Origin of the sequence: Acidovorax sp. ACV02 (genome assembly GCF_014851475.1) — a bacterium.
Taxonomy (GTDB): Bacteria; Pseudomonadota; Gammaproteobacteria; order Burkholderiales; family Burkholderiaceae_C; genus Acidovorax; species Acidovorax delafieldii.
Genome location: NZ_JACUZU010000006.1, coordinates 109542 through 124475 on the forward strand (window position 1 = coordinate 109542; position 14934 = coordinate 124475).

The following is a 14934-nucleotide window of genomic DNA, read 5'->3' on the forward strand; positions in this document are numbered from 1 at the left end:
CTCAAAAGCACAGCGCAATCGGTAGGGCGGCGCGGGCAGACATCAAGCCGCTTTGTTGTTTTAAGAGAATAACTATTCGATTAAACCGCAAAATTCGAGTTTCTGCAGCGGCACGATTTACGCCTTGATGGCGTCCCAGCACAGGCCAAACGCCATTTGGTGCACGGCCTCGTCATCGGGCAGCACCTGGGTACGGATCAGGTTGCCGGTCTCCCGCACCGAGCCCACCAGGCTGGCCGTGAGCAGCGGAATGGGCACGGCCTTGAGGATCTCCTGCTGCTGGCCTTCTTCCATCAGCGCAAAAAAGCCCGCCATCAGCCGGGTCGAAAATTCGCGGTTGCCCTGGGTGAACCAGGGCGAGTTGTAGTACTGCTCCTGGAACACCACCTCGGCGTATTGGTCCAGCCGATGGCGCAGCAGATTACCCCAGGCGCGGCGCACCCGTGCGCGGTAGGGCATGCCAGGTTCTATCCCACTCATGATGCGCGCGGCCGTCACGGTCTTGGCATCCTGGTACAGCTGGCTGATCAGTTCGTCCTTGGACGGGTAGTACACGTACAGCGTGCTCGTGGCCACACCCGCTGCCCGGGCAATGTCGGCCAGGGTCAGGCCGCTCAGGCCGCGCTGGGCCACCAGTTCAAAGGTGGCCTGGGCAATGGCGCGCTGTTTCTCGTCATCTTTGGGTTTCATCGGAACCAGGAATATAAGCGAACACAAATTCGATCACCACCAAAGCCCGTGCGCATGACTACGGCGCCATGCCCTAGCGCAAAGCACCATGGTACGGGGGATGCACAATCGTGGCCATGACCACGAACTCCATCGCGGACCTCCGCAAGAGCTACGAGCGCGCCGAACTCAACGAAGACGCCTCGCACGCCGCCCCCCTGCAGCAGTTTGACCAGTGGCTCAAAGAAGCCATCAGCGCCGAAGTGCCCGAGCCCAACGCCATGACCCTGGCCACCGTGGGCAGCGACCTGCGACCCAGCACACGCATCGTGCTCATCAAGGGTTATGACGAGCGCGGCATTGTCTGGTTTACCAACTACGACAGCCGCAAGGGCCGCCAGATTGCGGGCAACCCGTTTGCAGCGCTGCAGTTTCACTGGGTGGAGCTGGAGCGTGTGGTGCGCATCGAAGGCGTGGTGGAGAAGGTCAGCGACGAGGAAAGCGACGAATACTTCAGCAGCCGCCCCCTGGATTCGCGCATCGGCGCCTGGGCCAGCCCCCAAAGCCAGGTCATTTCAGGCCGCAGCGTGCTGGTGGCCAACGCGGCCAAATACGGGGCGCAATTCATGCTGAAACCGCCCCGCCCTCCACACTGGGGCGGCTACCGACTCAAGCCCGACCAGTGGGAGTTCTGGCAGGGGCGCAAGAGCCGTCTGCATGACCGGCTGCGCTACCGCCTCGATGGCAGCGACTGGGTGCGGGAGCGGCTGGCGCCCTGACCTGAACTAGGGCCCTGGGCCGTTAGCTCAGCCCGCCACCCAGCGCGTCACCGCCACAATCACCACCGGCATCGTCACCAGCCCCAGCGCGGTAGACACCGCCACGCTGGCGGTCACCTCTTCTTCTGCCACGCGGTAGCGCTGGGAGAACAAGAAGACGTTGGCCCCCACGGGCAGCGATGCCGCCACGATCATCACGGCCAGCGGCATGCCCGACAGGCCCAGCGCCCAGCCCATGCTGGCCAGCACCAGCGGGTGCACCACACATTTCACCAGCGCAATGCGCAGCGCAGCCTTGAACTGGTGGCCCACCTTGGTGAACGCCAGCGTCACCCCCACCAGCAGCAGCGCAATCGGCCCCAGCGCCTGGCCCAGCAGCTGCAGGGGCTTGCCCACCACCTCGGGCACCACCAGTCCCGTCTGTGCAAACAGCAGACCCGCAATGATGGGCAGCGGCACGGGGTGCACGATGCCGTTGCGGATGGCCTGCAGCACGGTGCGCCACATGGGCTGCTGCACGCCGCCTGGGCGCCCGGCATGTTCGCGTGCAGCCGCCAGCTCGAACACCACCGTGGCCGCAGTCAGCAGGATGAGCGAGTGCACCGAGATCAGGGTGAACAGCGTGACCAGCCCCGCATCGCCAAACACCAGGCCCACCAGCGGCACGCCGATCATCAGCGTGTTGCTGAAGGTGTTGGCCAGCGCCCGGGCGGCGCCCAGTGTGTTGAAGCCCTGCACCGCCAGCGTGGCCGCGTAGACCACGCCAAACGCCACAAAGTAGATGCCCACGGGGCCGAAGTTGAGGTCTTCGATGTGCACCGTGCTCATGGTGCGAAACAGCAGCGCGGGCGTGAGCACCATGAACACCAGGTTGGCCAGGTCCTTGACGGATTCGGCACGAATCCAGCCACGCCGCCCCACATAAAAGCCAATGGCGATGAACAGGATGACGGGGATCAGCGAGGTGAAGACAGGAGAGTTCACGGAGAAAAGCGCGCCAGGTCGGCAAAGGTGGGCGCCGATTGTCTCCCATGATCCCTGTCGACTCGGCGTGCTGCGCCCACCGCACTCCCAATTCTTGCTACATATTCAATAGCTATTAGCGCATATTTCACTAGCGCTTGACGCCGATTTCATTCAATTCCCCGGCCTGGGCCCGCTGGGGGCGTATCTGCCGCGGCGCGGGGCGCATCCTCCGACAGCAGGGCCAGCAGCCCTTGCAGCCCCTCCACCCGGTGGTCGGCCAGAGGCCAGGGTTCGACCCCCGGCCGCACCGTCTGGACGGTGGTGGCCCCCAGGGCGCGCCCGGCCGACAGTTCGGACAAGGGGTTGTCGCCCACCACCAGCATCTGGCGGGGCGCGCAGCCCTCGCGGGCCAGGATCTGCTCAAAAATGGCCTGCTTGCCATGCGCGGCGTCGGTGGGTGGTGCGTCAATCGCGTCGATGAGCACCTGTTCGAACCACGGGCGGATTCCCAGCGCATCGATCTTGCTGTCCTGCAGGCGCCGAAAGCCGCTGGTGACCAGGTAGCGCCGCAGCGGGATGCGGGGCAGCAGTTCGATGTCGGCGTAGCCTCGCAACGGCGCCTTCGCCTCCATCTGGCTGAACTGCTGCCACCCCGCCGCGCGCATCGCGGGCGTGAAATGGTGGCGCTCAGCCACCAGGTCGAACGCGGTGAACCAGCAGGCCTGCAGCGCTTGCTCAAGGGCGTCCGGGCTCAACGCGCCCTGGTTGGCTTGCCGCACAGCCTCGAAAGCGGGCTCGAACAAGGGCCCCACCGCCCGGGCATCCATCAGGCAGTTGTCCAGATCAAAAACAGCAACGGTGTAGTCCAAGGGCATCGCTCATCAAAAAAGTATCAGTGAACGGCGTGGCGCGTGACGGGCAAACGTCGCCCGCCTCATCCGGCCACGACGGACACCCCGTGGTCTGCCAGCGTCAGGCTGACCGGGGCCCCCACATCCAGCGGCAACTCCACCAGGGGCGACACCACAAAAATGGCGCCCAGGGCGCTGGCAAAGGTGTATTCCATGACGCTGCCCAGATAGGTGCAGCGGGTGACCCGCGCGGCCAGGCCCGCCGATGTGGCCGGGCCGATCACCCAGGCCTCAGGCCGCACGGCGATCTTGACCGGGCCTGCGGACAGTGCGGCGGGTGACGGCACACGCAGCGGGCCCAGCTGCGCATACCCGGTGGCTGCATTGCTGCCCGGGCTGGGCGCGTGGTTCTGGGCCGCGAACAGCATGGCCTCGCCCATGAAGCCGGCCACAAACTCGGAGGTCGGTTGCTCGTACAGCGCGCTGGGCACGCCGCTTTGGGCGATGGCGCCCCGGTCCATCACCACGATCTGGTCGCTGACGGCCAGGGCCTCGGACTGGTCGTGGGTGACATAGGCCACGGTGAGCTTCAGGCGCTGTTGCAGGGCCCGGATTTCCTCGCGCATGGAACGGCGCAGGCGGGCGTCCAGGTTGGACAGGGGTTCGTCAAACAGCAGCACGGCAGGCTCCAGCGCCAGCGCGCGGGCCAGGGCCACGCGCTGCTGCTGCCCGCCCGACAACTCGTGCGGCCTGCGCTGGTCCAGACCGTGCAGGCCCACGGTGTCGAGCATGGCACGCGCCTTGTCGCGCACCTGCTGTTTGCCCAGGCCCGACAAATGCAGGCCGTAGACCACGTTGTCGATGACATTCATGTGCGGAAACAGCGCGTAGTTCTGGAACACCAGGCTCACGTTGCGCTGCGCCGGGCCGAGGGGGGTCACGTCATGCCCGTCGATGAAGATGCGGCCCGATGTGGGAGATTCGAGCCCGGCAATCAGGCGCAGCGTGGTCGTCTTGCCGCAGCCCGACGGCCCAAGGATGGTGGTGAGCGTGCCGCGCGGCACGCTGAAGCTGATGTGGTCCACCACCAGCGGGGCGCCGGGCGATGCTCCATACCGCTTGCACACATCCCTGAATTCAATGCCGTGATGGCCCGCAGAGTTCGTCATGGTGCGTACGTTTTGGCGACTGCCATGTCTAAGGCCGATGGGAAGCTCAATGAACGACAACGGGCCCCATGAAACCGGCGCGCCCTGCGCCAGAGCAGCCGAGCAAGGGCCGCCCCGCAGCGAGGGCTGCGTCCCCCAGGGGGGAAGGCGCCGCAGGCGACACAGAGGGGCTTCATATCAACTTTCCCAGGCCACCACGGCATCCACGCCGATGACATGCCCCGCGTCCATGCGGTTGAACAGCGTGACCTGGGCGCCCATCGCCTCGGCAATCTGCCGGCAGATGGACAACCCCAGCCCCACCCCGCCCTTCCCCGCCGAAAACGGCTGGAACAGTCGCTGCCGCACGGCGTCGTCGATGCCGGGGCCCTCGTCCCACACCAGCACCTCGCGCCGCCCGGTGCTGTCGCGCAGCAGCACACCCAGCCGCCCATGGGTGGGCGTGTGGTGGATGGCGTTGGCCAGCAGGTTGCGCATCAGCTCGCCCAGCAGCGCTGCGTCGCCGGGTGCCCACAGCGTGTCAGGGCCCTCCAGCGCAAAGTCGAGCCGTTTGGCCGCAATCAGCGGTGCCAGCTCCATCACGGCCTCGCGGGCAATCGCGTTCAGGTCCACGATGGGCAGCTCGCCCATGCGCTTGAGCTGCTCCACCTTGCTCAGGCTAAGCAACTGGTTGGCCAGGCCCGAGGCGCGGTCCACGGTATGCAGCATCTGCTGCAGCGCATCGCCCACCAGCATGTCACCCGCCATGGCGGCCTGCAGCTGGGTGCGCAGCACGGCCATGGGGGTGCGCAGCTGGTGGGTGGCATCCGCCAGAAAGCGCCGCTGCTCCTCGATCCAGCGGCTCTGACTGTGTTGGAGCTCGGCAAAATGCTGCACGGCCGGAGCGAGTTCCGACGGGCCTTCGTAGATGCGGCCTGCGGTGCCCACAACGTCGCCGCTGGGCGGCCGCATCAGCGACACATCCGCATGCCGCAACCAGCCCGATGCCGCCCGCGCCAGCAGCACCGCCACGGTGGTCATCGCCAGTGCCAGCAGGACCACCCACCACAGGCCCGAGCCACCGCCCAGCAGGCGGCGCGCACCCGGCAGGCGCTCGCCCAGCGGGCGCGCCGCCTGGCGCACCACGGGCGCAGCCACGGCTTGCCCCTCCTTCACCCCGGTGGGCTGGTACAGGGTCACTGCCACCCGCACCAGTTGGTCCCCGACCTGCGCCAGGTAGAAGTGCACGGCACCGGGGTCACGCACCACCTCGGTGGGAGGCACGCGCGGCAGATCGGCGCTGCCAGCCAGGCGTTCGCCGTCCAGATTGCTCTCGCGGTACCAGACACCGGGCACGGGTTGGGCACGCAGGGAGGCGGCGGGCTCTGCTGATAGATCTGCAGGCCAGTGCGCCAGCGCCTGGCGCAAGGCCTCATCTTGTGCGGTGGCGTCATGCTGCACCTGATAGGTCCATTGCACCACGCAGATCACGGCCACCAGCCCCCACAGCGGCACCAGCCAGCCCACCAGCAGCACCCGCTGCAATGAGCCGCCCCGCGGCCGCCAGGGCCGCCGCTGCCACCACCGCAGCGTCACCGGGCCACCCCGCCCTTATCGGACTTGTCGGCTTTGTCCGTCTTGTGGGCGGCCATGCTGTCGGCATCGCACAGCAGGTAACCCACGCCGCGCAAGGTCACGATCTCGGCGTTGGTGCCCACCAGCTTCTTGCGCAGCCGGTGCACCACCACTTCCACCGCGTCGGCTTGCACCTGCTCGTCCGTGTTGGCAAACACCTGGGTGCGCAGCTCTTCCTTGCTGACCACCCGGTCCACGCGCGACATCAGCAGCCGCAGCAGCTCGGACTCCCGCTGCGACAGCTCCAGCGGCAAGGCATCGTTGTAGAACACGCCACTGCCCGGCTCGCGGTATAGCGCCCCGCAGCGCAACTGCCCGTCGCGCCCCACGCGGCGCGTCAGGGCCCGCAGCCGCGCCACCAGCTCATCCAGGTCAAAGGGCTTGGCCAGGTAGTCATCGGCCCCGGCCTCCAGTCCTGCCACCCGGTCCGTGACGGCAGCGCGGGCCGTCAACGCCAGTACCGGTGTGGTGCTGCCGCCATCGCGCAGGCGCCGCAGCACCTCCAGCCCGTCCAGGCCCGGCAGCGACAGGTCGAGCGTGATCACGTCAAACGCGGTGCGCCGCGCAGCCGCCAGGGCCTCCTTGCCATCGGCGCAGCACAACACCTCAAACCCACGGGCCACCAGACTGCGGCTCAGGGCCCCGGCCAGATCAAAATCGTCTTCGACCAACAGCAGTTTCATCCCCCGATCATGCCGCCTGTGGCGGGCTGGGGCCACTGTGCTTCTACGGACAGGCGATGAAAGCGAAGCGAAAGGCGGTGCACACCCCTCCACGGCTGTGCCGCTGTACAGTAATGCGCAGTATTTTCGAAACCGCCTCCATGAGATACCTCCGGAACCAGACAGCGCTGCCAGGCCTTCATCAAAGGACCTTGCAGCTGGTGGCAACCGCACTGGCCTTGTGCACGGTGCTGCCGGCCCAGGCCTCGCAGTCCCTGCGCTGCAATGGATCACTGGTGGGCAAAGGCGACTCTCCCGTGACGCTGCTGCAAAAATGTGGTGACCCCATCTACCGCCAGGGCGTGTGCGTTTCCATGCTGCAGCTGGGCTGGGTGGTGACGCCCTACCGCCCGGGCAGTCCCGCAGCGGTGCTGGCCAACCAGTGTGTGCCCATGGAAGAGTGGACGTACGACCGGGGGCCAGGCACCTTCCTGGGGGTGGTTCGCATCTACAACGGCACGATCGAATCCGTGCGCGACGGCGATCGCAGCAGGTAGCGGGGCGTGCTGGCCCGCCTGTCCAATGCGCTGGAAGGCCCTCAACCCTCAGGAAGCCGCGGCGATGACGATGCTGGATTCGTCAAAAACCGCCGTGGCTTGCTGGCCCGCTCGAACCTTGGCTCCTTCAGCGGCAAAGCCCACCAGCTGGATGCCGCTGGGCAGCTGTAGCACCACCTCGGGGGCGGCGCCGCGAGCGACGCTCCGCACCACCCCGGCCATGGCATTGCCTGCGGGACTGCCAGGGGCCGGGGCCACCTGAACCGCCGTCGCCTTGCACAGCGCCAGCACACCAACCCCTGCCTTCAAACCCAGCAACTGGGCGCTGACCCGCGTGATGGACGCATGCAGCGCCTGCCCATCCGCCAGCAGCAGCTGCACACGCACCTGCCCTCCCACGGCCCGCACCTTGCCCACGGTGCAAGGAAACTGGTTGCGCATGCTGGTGCGCAGCGCCAGTGCGGCGCGGCCGGTCGCTGCGTCGTCGTCGCTCTTCAATCGGCCCAGTACCTGCTGGCGTGCATCCGCCAGCGCATGGGCCGCCTGCAGTACCCGCTGGCCGGCTGGGGTGAGCGCGGCCCCGCCGCCGCCGCTGCCGCCCACCACCTTCTCCACCAGCGGCACCCCGGCCAGGTTGGTCAGCGTCTCCAGTGCCTGCCAGGCGGCCTTGTAGCTCACGCCCGCGCCCCGCGCCGCCTCGGAAATGGAGCCCACCTCGCCAATGCGGCGCAGGATGTCGATGCGCTTGTCCGTGGCCTCGTGGCCCAGCACCTCGGCCAGTGGCAGTGAAGAATTGCTCATGCGGGCATGTTAACTGGGTGGTACAGACGCTTGAGGCATCGCTGTTCATCAATGGAATAGCGCAGTAGCTGACATGCTACAGTCCCGCTATTCCAATGAAGAATAGCGAGATTGTCGTGAAGCGTTTCCTGTTGTCCCTGGCCGCCTCGTTGGCGGTGGCGGTTTCGGCCCAAGCGGGTGAGGTGTCGGTGGCCGTGGCCGCCAACTTCACAGCCCCGATGCAAAAGATGGCCCGCCTGTTCGAGCAGGACACCGGCCACAAAGCCACGCTGGCTTTTGGCTCCACCGGGCGGTTCTATGCGCAGATCAAGAACGGTGCGCCGTTTGACCTGCTGCTGTCCGCCGATGATGAAACCCCGGCCAGGCTCGCCAAGGAAGGCCTGGCGGTGGATGCCAGCCGTTTCACCTATGCCATTGGCAAGCTGGCCCTTTGGAGCAAGCAGCCCAGCCTGGTAGATGCACAGGGCCAGGTGCTCCAATCCGGCACCTTCGACAAGATCGCGCTGGCCGACCCCAAGCTCGCCCCCTACGGTGCTGCCGCAGTGGAGGTAATGACCCATCTGGGCGTGCTGAACACCCTGCGGCCCAAATTTGTACAGGGCGAGAACATTGCCCAGACCCACCAGTTCGTTGCCACCCAGAATGCACAGCTCGGCTTTGTCGCCCTATCGCAGGTGATGACCGATGGCCGCCTGGTGGAGGGCTCGGTGTGGGCCGTCCCTGCAGCGCTCTACACACCGCTGCGCCAGGACGCCGTGCTGCTGACCAAGGGCCAGGGCAACGCCGCAGCGGCAGCATTGCTGCAATACCTTAAGGGAGACAAGGCGCGCGCGGTCATTCGCGGCTTTGGCTACGAGCACTGAGATACTCACACCCCATCCCCGCCACCGCCCTTTTCCTTTATGCCCCTCGGCCCTGAAGCACTGCAAGCCATCTGGCTGACCCTGCAGCTTGCCACCCTCACCACCATAGCGCTACTGTTGATCGCCACGCCACTGGCTTGGTGGCTGTCGCAAACCGAGTCGTGGTGGAAGGGGCCCGTGGGCGCCTTTGTGACCCTGCCGCTGGTGCTGCCGCCCTCGGTGCTCGGCTTTTACCTGCTGGTTGCCATGGGGCCTGCCGGGCCGTTGGGGCAGTTCACGCAGGCCATGGGCTGGGGCCTGCTGTCGTTCACCTTCACGGGCTTGGTGATCGGGTCGGTGGTGTTCTCCATGCCGTTTGCGGTGCAGCCGCTGCAGCATGCCTTCGAGTCGATGGGCCGCCGCCCGATGGAAGTGGCCGCCACCCTGCGGGCCAGCCCGGTGGATGCGTTTTTCACGGTGGCCTTGCCGCAGGCCCGCACCGGTCTGCTCACCGCAGCCATCCTGAGTTTTGCCCACACCGTGGGCGAGTTTGGCGTGGTGCTGATGATTGGCGGCAACATCCCGGGCAAGACACGGGTGGTCTCCACCCAGATCTACGGCCATGTGGAAGCCATGGAATACGCCCAGGCGCACTGGCTGGCGGGCGGCATGGTGCTGTTCTCGTTCGTGGTGCTGCTGTGCCTGGCGCTGCTCAAGAACCGTGGCTCGCGGGTGCTGCCATGAGTGCGCCCGGCGACCTGCGCATCCGGCTTGCGCTGCCGCGTGCCGACTTTGAACTGGCCGTGGACCTGCACCTGCCCGGCAGCGGCATCACGGTGCTGTTTGGTGTCTCGGGCTCGGGCAAGACCAGCGTGCTGCGCTGCGTGGCGGGGCTGGAGCGCGCGCACCCCGGCCTGGTGGTGGTGGCTGGCGAGGTGTGGCAGGACGATGCCACCCAGGTGTTTCTGCCCACCCACCAGCGGGCGCTGGGCTACGTGTTCCAGGAGGCCAGCCTGTTCGAGCACCTGGACGTGCTGGGCAACCTGCGGTATGGCCTGAAGCGCGCCCGGTCTGCGCAGGCCGAGGCCACGCTGCAGACGGCCATCGAACTGCTGGGAATCGGCCGTCTGTTGCAGCGCCGGCCCGGCCAGCTCTCGGGCGGCGAGCGCCAGCGGGTGGCCATTGCCCGTGCCTTGGCAACTTCCCCCCGCCTGCTGCTGCTGGACGAGCCCATGGCCGCACTCGACCTGGCGCGGCGCCAGGAGATCATGCCCTGGCTGGAGCGCCTGCGCGACGAGCTGCACATCCCCATGCTGTATGTCACGCACTCTGCCGACGAACTGGCACGGCTGGCCGACCACCTGGTGGTGCTGGAGGGCGGCCAGGTCAAGGCCGCCGGGCCGGTGGACCAGGTGCTGTCGTCGGTGCACCTGCCCATGGTGCTGGGCGACGACGCGGGCGCGCTGCTGCGCGGCCAGGTGCTGGAGCGGGACACGGCCTGGCACCTGGCGCGCGTGGGCTTTGCCGGTGGCGCCATGTGGCTGCGCGACAGCGGCCTGCCCGTTGGCCAGGCGGTGCGGCTGCGGGTGCTGGCCCGCGACGTGAGCCTGACGGTGCAGGAGCCCACGCAGACCAGCATCCAGAACCACCTGCCCTGCGTGATCGACTCGGTCGCGCCCGACGCCCACCCCTCGCAGGCGCTGGTGCGGCTGCGCTGTGGGGAGTCTTTTCTGCTCGCGCGGGTCACCCGCCGGTCCCTGCATGCGCTGGGTGTGGTGCCCGGCAGCGCGGTGTGGGCCCAGGTCAAATCGGTGGCGATTGTTCCTTGAGGTGCCCACCTGCGGCCCTGCAGCCCGGATCCGCACGCCCTCGCAGGGCGTGGCCACGACGCCTTATGGGGCCACGCACACGCCCAATGACTGACTTTTGGCCTGGTACATGGCGGTGTCTGCCGCGCGCAGGTAGTCGTCGACCGTCGCCAGCCTGGATGCGCTGGTGGCCAAGCCAACACTCGCGCCACTGATCACGGTGTGTTCGCCGATCACATAGGGCGCGGCAAGGGCGGCGGCGATCTGCTCTGCCCGTTGGCTGGCTTCAGCGGGGTCAATGGACTCCAGCAGCACATTGAACTCGTCGCCACTCATGCGGGCGACCAGATCCACCGCCCGCACGCAGGATTCGAGCCGCCGCGCCACCTGTTGCAATAGCTGGTCGCCCACATGGTGTCCGTAGCAGTCATTGACGGCCTTGAACCCGTTGAGGTCCAGCAGCAGCACGGCAAACATCGTGGCCCCAGCGCGTATTGGCTCGCCATCACCGTTCACCCCATCGTTCTGGTGCAGCGCGATGAGTTGTGCGAGGCGATCGCGGAACAACGGCCGGCCGGGCAAGTTGGTCAGTGCGTCGTAGGAGCTGCCACGCTCGGCCAGATCGCTCAACGATCCCGCCATGCGCATGGGAACACCGTCTTCAAACTCGGCGAGCCCGCGCCAATTGACCCACACCAGCCGCCCAGCCCCGTGGAACGCTCGGAAGTCCACCGAAAAGTTCGCGCTGTTTCCGGACAGATGTCTGCGGTAGGCCTCCTGCACGCGAGCGCGATCCTCGCGATCGATCAGTTGCTCGAGAAAGCGCCAGCCTCCGTCGTACACATGATCGCGGCTACCCAGCCCGACGATCTGGAGAAAGCGCCCGGACACATGCAGGGCGTCCGTTCGCAAGTCCCAATACCAGATGCCGTCATTGGATCCGCGGGTCGCCAGCGAATAGCGGTTTTCCGAACGCAACAGATCGAGTTCGGTGTTCTTCTGCTGGGTGACATCGATCATCAGGCCGATCATGCGGTTCGGGCGACCCGGTTCGACCACTGCGCGGCACAGGTCACGCACCCACACGACCTTGCCCGACTTGGCAATCAGCCGGTAGCTCATCTCGTAGGCATGGCTGTGCGTGGCGTTGTAGGCGGCATCGTCGATCACCAAGGCCTCCTCCAGATCATCGGGATGCACATGCGCCCTCCAGAAGCCCGGGTCAGCCCGCCACTCCTCGACGAAGTAGCCGAACAAGCGTTCGACCTGAGGGCTCAGAAAGGTATTGCCCACCCCGATTTCAGCCTCCCACACCACGCCATCAATGGTTTCCAGCAAGCGCAGAAAGCGCTGGCGAATTTCCACCAGCACCTGCTCGGTGACCTCGGTGATCTCGATCAGGACACCCTGGCGGCTGATCACCCGCTCTGCCGCATCCGTCTCCGGGTGGAACTGCAAACGCACCCAGCGGTAGTCCGCGTCGGCAAAGCGCAAGCGGAACACCGGCATGCCCGAGCGCATGGTGCCAATGTCGTCGGGATGCACGAACTCCAGCAAAGACCTGCCAAGCGCCGCTGCCACCGAGTGGCCGGTGAGCTTGTGCCACGCCGGGTTCAGATACGTGATCTCCCACAGCGCATCGGTCTGCACCACCGCCTCAGGAAGCAGTTGCAACAGGTTTGCGGACGGCGTGGGAGTGATGGGCATGCAGGGCTATTGCAAATGGGTCAGATTCATGCAGGGACGCGCCGAACAAGTCCTTCGCGCGTCGCGCAACCCGGCGTTGGGCGGCCTGCTGCGGTGCCAATCCCATTTCCGAATCGGTTGCGCGCCATCACCGGGACTGAGACAGCGTCGCCTTGACGGATCGAAATATCAACCACGTCAAAGCGAGTATGGCATGCATCCAAGTCACCTTTGGACTCGGTGGTTTGGGGCCGGGAGGTGGGCGAGCCAGCAACGCCCTCCCCGCCGCTGGCTCGCTGACATCACGACGGCATCACCCGTCAGAACGCTACCTTCACCCCCACCGTCAGATTGCGCCCCATCAGCGGCGCTGCGTTCTTGATGAACGAGGTGTGTGCGTACGCAAGGCGGTCCGTCAGGTTGTTGGCCTTCAGGTACACCTGCCAGGGGGTGCCGCTGCTGAACTGGCCGTTGTAGCTCACGCCCAGGTTCAGCATGCCGTAGCCGGGCGTGGCGGTTTCAAAGTCGGCCACGCGGTTCTGGCGGGCCACCTGCACCCATTCCACCTGGCCTTCCCAGGCCTGCCAGTTGGCGTCCAGCCGCACACCGGCGCGGGTGGCCGGGATGCGCGGCAGCAATCCACCGCCATCCAGCCTGGCGCGCACGGTGTCGCCAAACAGTGTGATGCCCAGATTGCGCGTGAGGCGCTGGCGCACCTGGCCTTCGATGCCGGTGAAGGTGGCGTCGGCCTGGCTGTACTGCAGCAGTTGCAGGCCGTCCAGCGCGTCGAGCGTGCGGCCATAGATGTAGTTCTGGATGCGGTTGCGGAACACGCTCACGCCGAAGGTGGTGTCGCCGCTGGTCTTCTTCAGGCTCACATCGATGTTCTGCGAGATTTCGGAGCGCAGGTCGGCATTGCCCCGTTCGTACGTGCTGGTGGCCATGTGCAGGCCCTGGGCGTACAGCTCTTCGGCCGACGGGGCGCGGCTGGCGCGGGTGAAAGAGGTGCCCACCTGGTAGCCCGGCGTGAACTTCCACACCGCGCCCAGCGACGCCGAGGTACCGTTGTGGCTGCGCTCGATGCCGCTGGTCTGGGCCTCGGCCGTCTGGCGGTCATGGCGCAGGGCGGCTTCAAAGCGCCAGTCGTTCCAGCGGTACTCTTCCAGCACGAAAAGGCCCGTCTTGCGGGTCACAGTGGGCTGCACATAGGCCTCCTCGCCCTCGGCGCTGAACTTGCGCTGCGAGGTCTGCAGGCCGATCACGCCCTTGAAGCCGCCGATGGGCTCGTGCTGCAGCTCGACGCGCGTGTCGTAGGCCTTGTTCTTGAAGGTGGTGCTGATAGCACCGTCTTCGACCTCGTCGTGTTTGTAGTCGGTGACACCCGCGCGCAGCCGCAGTGCCGAGACGCCCGTAAACGGGTTGCGCAGCTCGCCCCGCACGTCAAAGCGCTCGCTGCGCAGGTCCACCACCGGCACATCGCCTGCTGCGGCGTCGTGGTCATGGTCGTCGGCTTCGTCATCCGCGTGGGCGCCGCAGTGCAGGTGGTCGCCATGGGTGTGGCAGCCGTCAAAGCTGTGGTTGTGGCCGGGCAGACCGTACTTGGCGGTCTGGCGGGTGTAGGCCGCACCCAGGTAGCCCTGGTCGCCCACCCACGACAGGCCCACGCTGCCAGTGTCCGTGCGGTTGAAGCTGCCCAGCACCTTGCTGCCGCCCGACCAGCCCTTGCCCACGCGGTAGTCGCCCGCATCCCGCGCCACACCCTCCACATGCACGGCCAGGTTGCCCGCCCCACCCGTCAGCGAAAAGGCCCCGGCGCCCTCGCCCGCCCCCGAGTTGGCGCGCAGCTCGGCGCTGCCTTCGTAACCCTTTTGCGGAATGGCGGTGGGCACCTTGCCGTCCAGCACGTTGACCACGCCGCCCACGGCGCCGTTGCCATAGACCAGGGCCGAGGGGCCACGCAGCACCTCGATCTGCGTGGCCAGCAACGGCTCGGACACCACGGCGTGGTCGGGGCTGATGGTGGAGGCGTCGTGCAGCTCGGCGCCATCGCTCAGCACCTTGACGCGCGGGCCGTCCATGCCGCGGATGATGGGCCGGCTGGCGCCCGCACCAAAGTGGCTGCTGGTGATGCCGGGCTCGCTGTTCAGCGTTTCGCCCAGCGTGGCCTCGCGGCGGCGCACCAGTTCATCCCCTTCCAGCACGGTGGCGGGGGTGGTCATGTCGCTGGCGCCCAGTTGCAGGCCGCTGGCCGACACGGTGACCGCGGGCAGACTGGGTGCAGCGTCTGCCGCCGCAGCGGGCGCGGGTGCAGTCTGCGCCTGGGTGGCAACGCTGGTGCCAGACAGCGCCAGCAGGGTCGCCAGGGCCACAGGGTGGAGCGCCGGGTGTGCACGGCGGGAAGCAAAGCGGTGGGTAGAAAAGGTGTGGGTCATGGTGGTGGCCTGCAACAAGGCATGCGCGGCGCTGGCGGTGCCAACGCGCCTGCGCATGCCGAGCCGCGCCCAGGGCGCGGGTTGATGAATAAAAACCG

At 66.9% G+C, this 14934-nt stretch carries 14 protein-coding genes; 5 read left to right on the top strand and 9 right to left on the bottom strand.

Annotated features, from left to right (window positions below; all coding sequences use genetic code 11):
- Positions 1-117: 117 nt before the first annotated feature.
- The gene (locus IB236_RS15345; RefSeq protein WP_056744837.1) at positions 118-690 is read right to left on the bottom strand and encodes a TetR/AcrR family transcriptional regulator; all 573 of its coding nucleotides are present in this window, start codon (positions 688-690) and stop codon (positions 118-120) included.
- A gap of 116 nt (positions 691-806) precedes the next feature.
- On the opposite strand from IB236_RS15345, the gene pdxH reads away from it, so the two are divergent.
- Entirely contained in the window at positions 807-1448 is a 642-nt protein-coding gene (pdxH, locus tag IB236_RS15350; protein ID WP_192421373.1) for a pyridoxamine 5'-phosphate oxidase, read from the top strand.
- Between the two features lie 27 nt (positions 1449-1475).
- Here pdxH and IB236_RS15355 read toward each other — a convergent pair whose 3' ends face one another.
- The 5 genes from IB236_RS15355 to IB236_RS15375 form a co-directional block, all read right to left on the bottom strand.
- Complete coding sequence (locus IB236_RS15355; RefSeq protein ID WP_056744833.1) at positions 1476-2432, bottom strand: AEC family transporter; 957 nt, start codon at positions 2430-2432, stop codon at positions 1476-1478.
- A 149-nt stretch (positions 2433-2581) separates the two neighbouring features.
- A complete protein-coding gene (locus IB236_RS15360; RefSeq protein WP_056744831.1) occupies positions 2582-3289 on the bottom strand; it encodes an HAD family hydrolase in 708 nt (235 codons plus the stop codon).
- A 59-nt stretch (positions 3290-3348) separates the two neighbouring features.
- Positions 3349-4434 carry an ABC transporter ATP-binding protein gene (locus IB236_RS15365; RefSeq protein WP_099730279.1) on the bottom strand — a complete coding sequence of 362 codons (1086 nt, stop codon included), beginning with the start codon at positions 4432-4434 and terminating at the stop codon, positions 3349-3351.
- Between the two features lie 177 nt (positions 4435-4611).
- Positions 4612-5949, bottom strand: coding sequence for an ATP-binding protein (locus IB236_RS15370; protein ID WP_244303714.1), 1338 nt, complete (start codon positions 5947-5949; stop codon positions 4612-4614).
- Between the two features lie 56 nt (positions 5950-6005).
- Positions 6006-6731 carry a response regulator transcription factor gene (locus IB236_RS15375; RefSeq protein ID WP_056744825.1) on the bottom strand — a complete coding sequence of 242 codons (726 nt, stop codon included), beginning with the start codon at positions 6729-6731 and terminating at the stop codon, positions 6006-6008.
- A gap of 200 nt (positions 6732-6931) precedes the next feature.
- Here IB236_RS15375 and IB236_RS15380 point away from each other — a divergent pair, with 200 nt between their 5' ends.
- On the top strand, positions 6932-7267 hold the full coding sequence (locus IB236_RS15380) for a DUF2845 domain-containing protein (protein WP_233193749.1): 336 nt from the start codon (positions 6932-6934) through the stop codon (positions 7265-7267).
- A 48-nt stretch (positions 7268-7315) separates the two neighbouring features.
- Here IB236_RS15380 and IB236_RS15385 read toward each other — a convergent pair whose 3' ends face one another.
- Positions 7316-8068 (bottom strand): TOBE domain-containing protein, encoded by a 753-nt coding sequence (locus tag IB236_RS15385; RefSeq protein ID WP_099730281.1) that lies wholly within the window; start codon positions 8066-8068, stop codon positions 7316-7318.
- A gap of 95 nt (positions 8069-8163) precedes the next feature.
- On the opposite strand from IB236_RS15385, the gene modA reads away from it, so the two are divergent.
- The 3 genes from modA to modC are packed head-to-tail and all read left to right on the top strand — an operon-like array spanning position 8164 to position 10739.
- On the top strand, positions 8164-8931 hold the full coding sequence (gene modA, locus IB236_RS15390; RefSeq protein WP_192421374.1) for a molybdate ABC transporter substrate-binding protein: 768 nt from the start codon (positions 8164-8166) through the stop codon (positions 8929-8931).
- Positions 8932-8970: 39 nt separating this feature from the next.
- Positions 8971-9654: a molybdate ABC transporter permease subunit gene (gene modB / locus IB236_RS15395; protein ID WP_192421375.1), complete on the top strand. Its 684-nt coding sequence runs from the start codon at positions 8971-8973 to the stop codon at positions 9652-9654.
- Complete coding sequence (gene modC, locus IB236_RS15400; RefSeq protein ID WP_192421376.1) at positions 9651-10739, top strand: molybdenum ABC transporter ATP-binding protein; 1089 nt, start codon at positions 9651-9653, stop codon at positions 10737-10739. Before modB ends, modC begins: the two co-directional genes overlap by 4 nt.
- A gap of 63 nt (positions 10740-10802) precedes the next feature.
- Here the strand turns inward: modC and IB236_RS15405 are convergent, their stop codons facing one another.
- Together IB236_RS15405 and IB236_RS15410 are read right to left on the bottom strand one after the other, a co-directional pair.
- Positions 10803-12425, bottom strand: coding sequence for a sensor domain-containing diguanylate cyclase (locus IB236_RS15405; RefSeq protein ID WP_192421377.1), 1623 nt, complete (start codon positions 12423-12425; stop codon positions 10803-10805).
- Between the two features lie 299 nt (positions 12426-12724).
- Positions 12725-14836: a TonB-dependent receptor domain-containing protein gene (locus tag IB236_RS15410; RefSeq protein WP_192421378.1), complete on the bottom strand. Its 2112-nt coding sequence runs from the start codon at positions 14834-14836 to the stop codon at positions 12725-12727.
- Positions 14837-14934 lie beyond the last annotated feature (98 nt).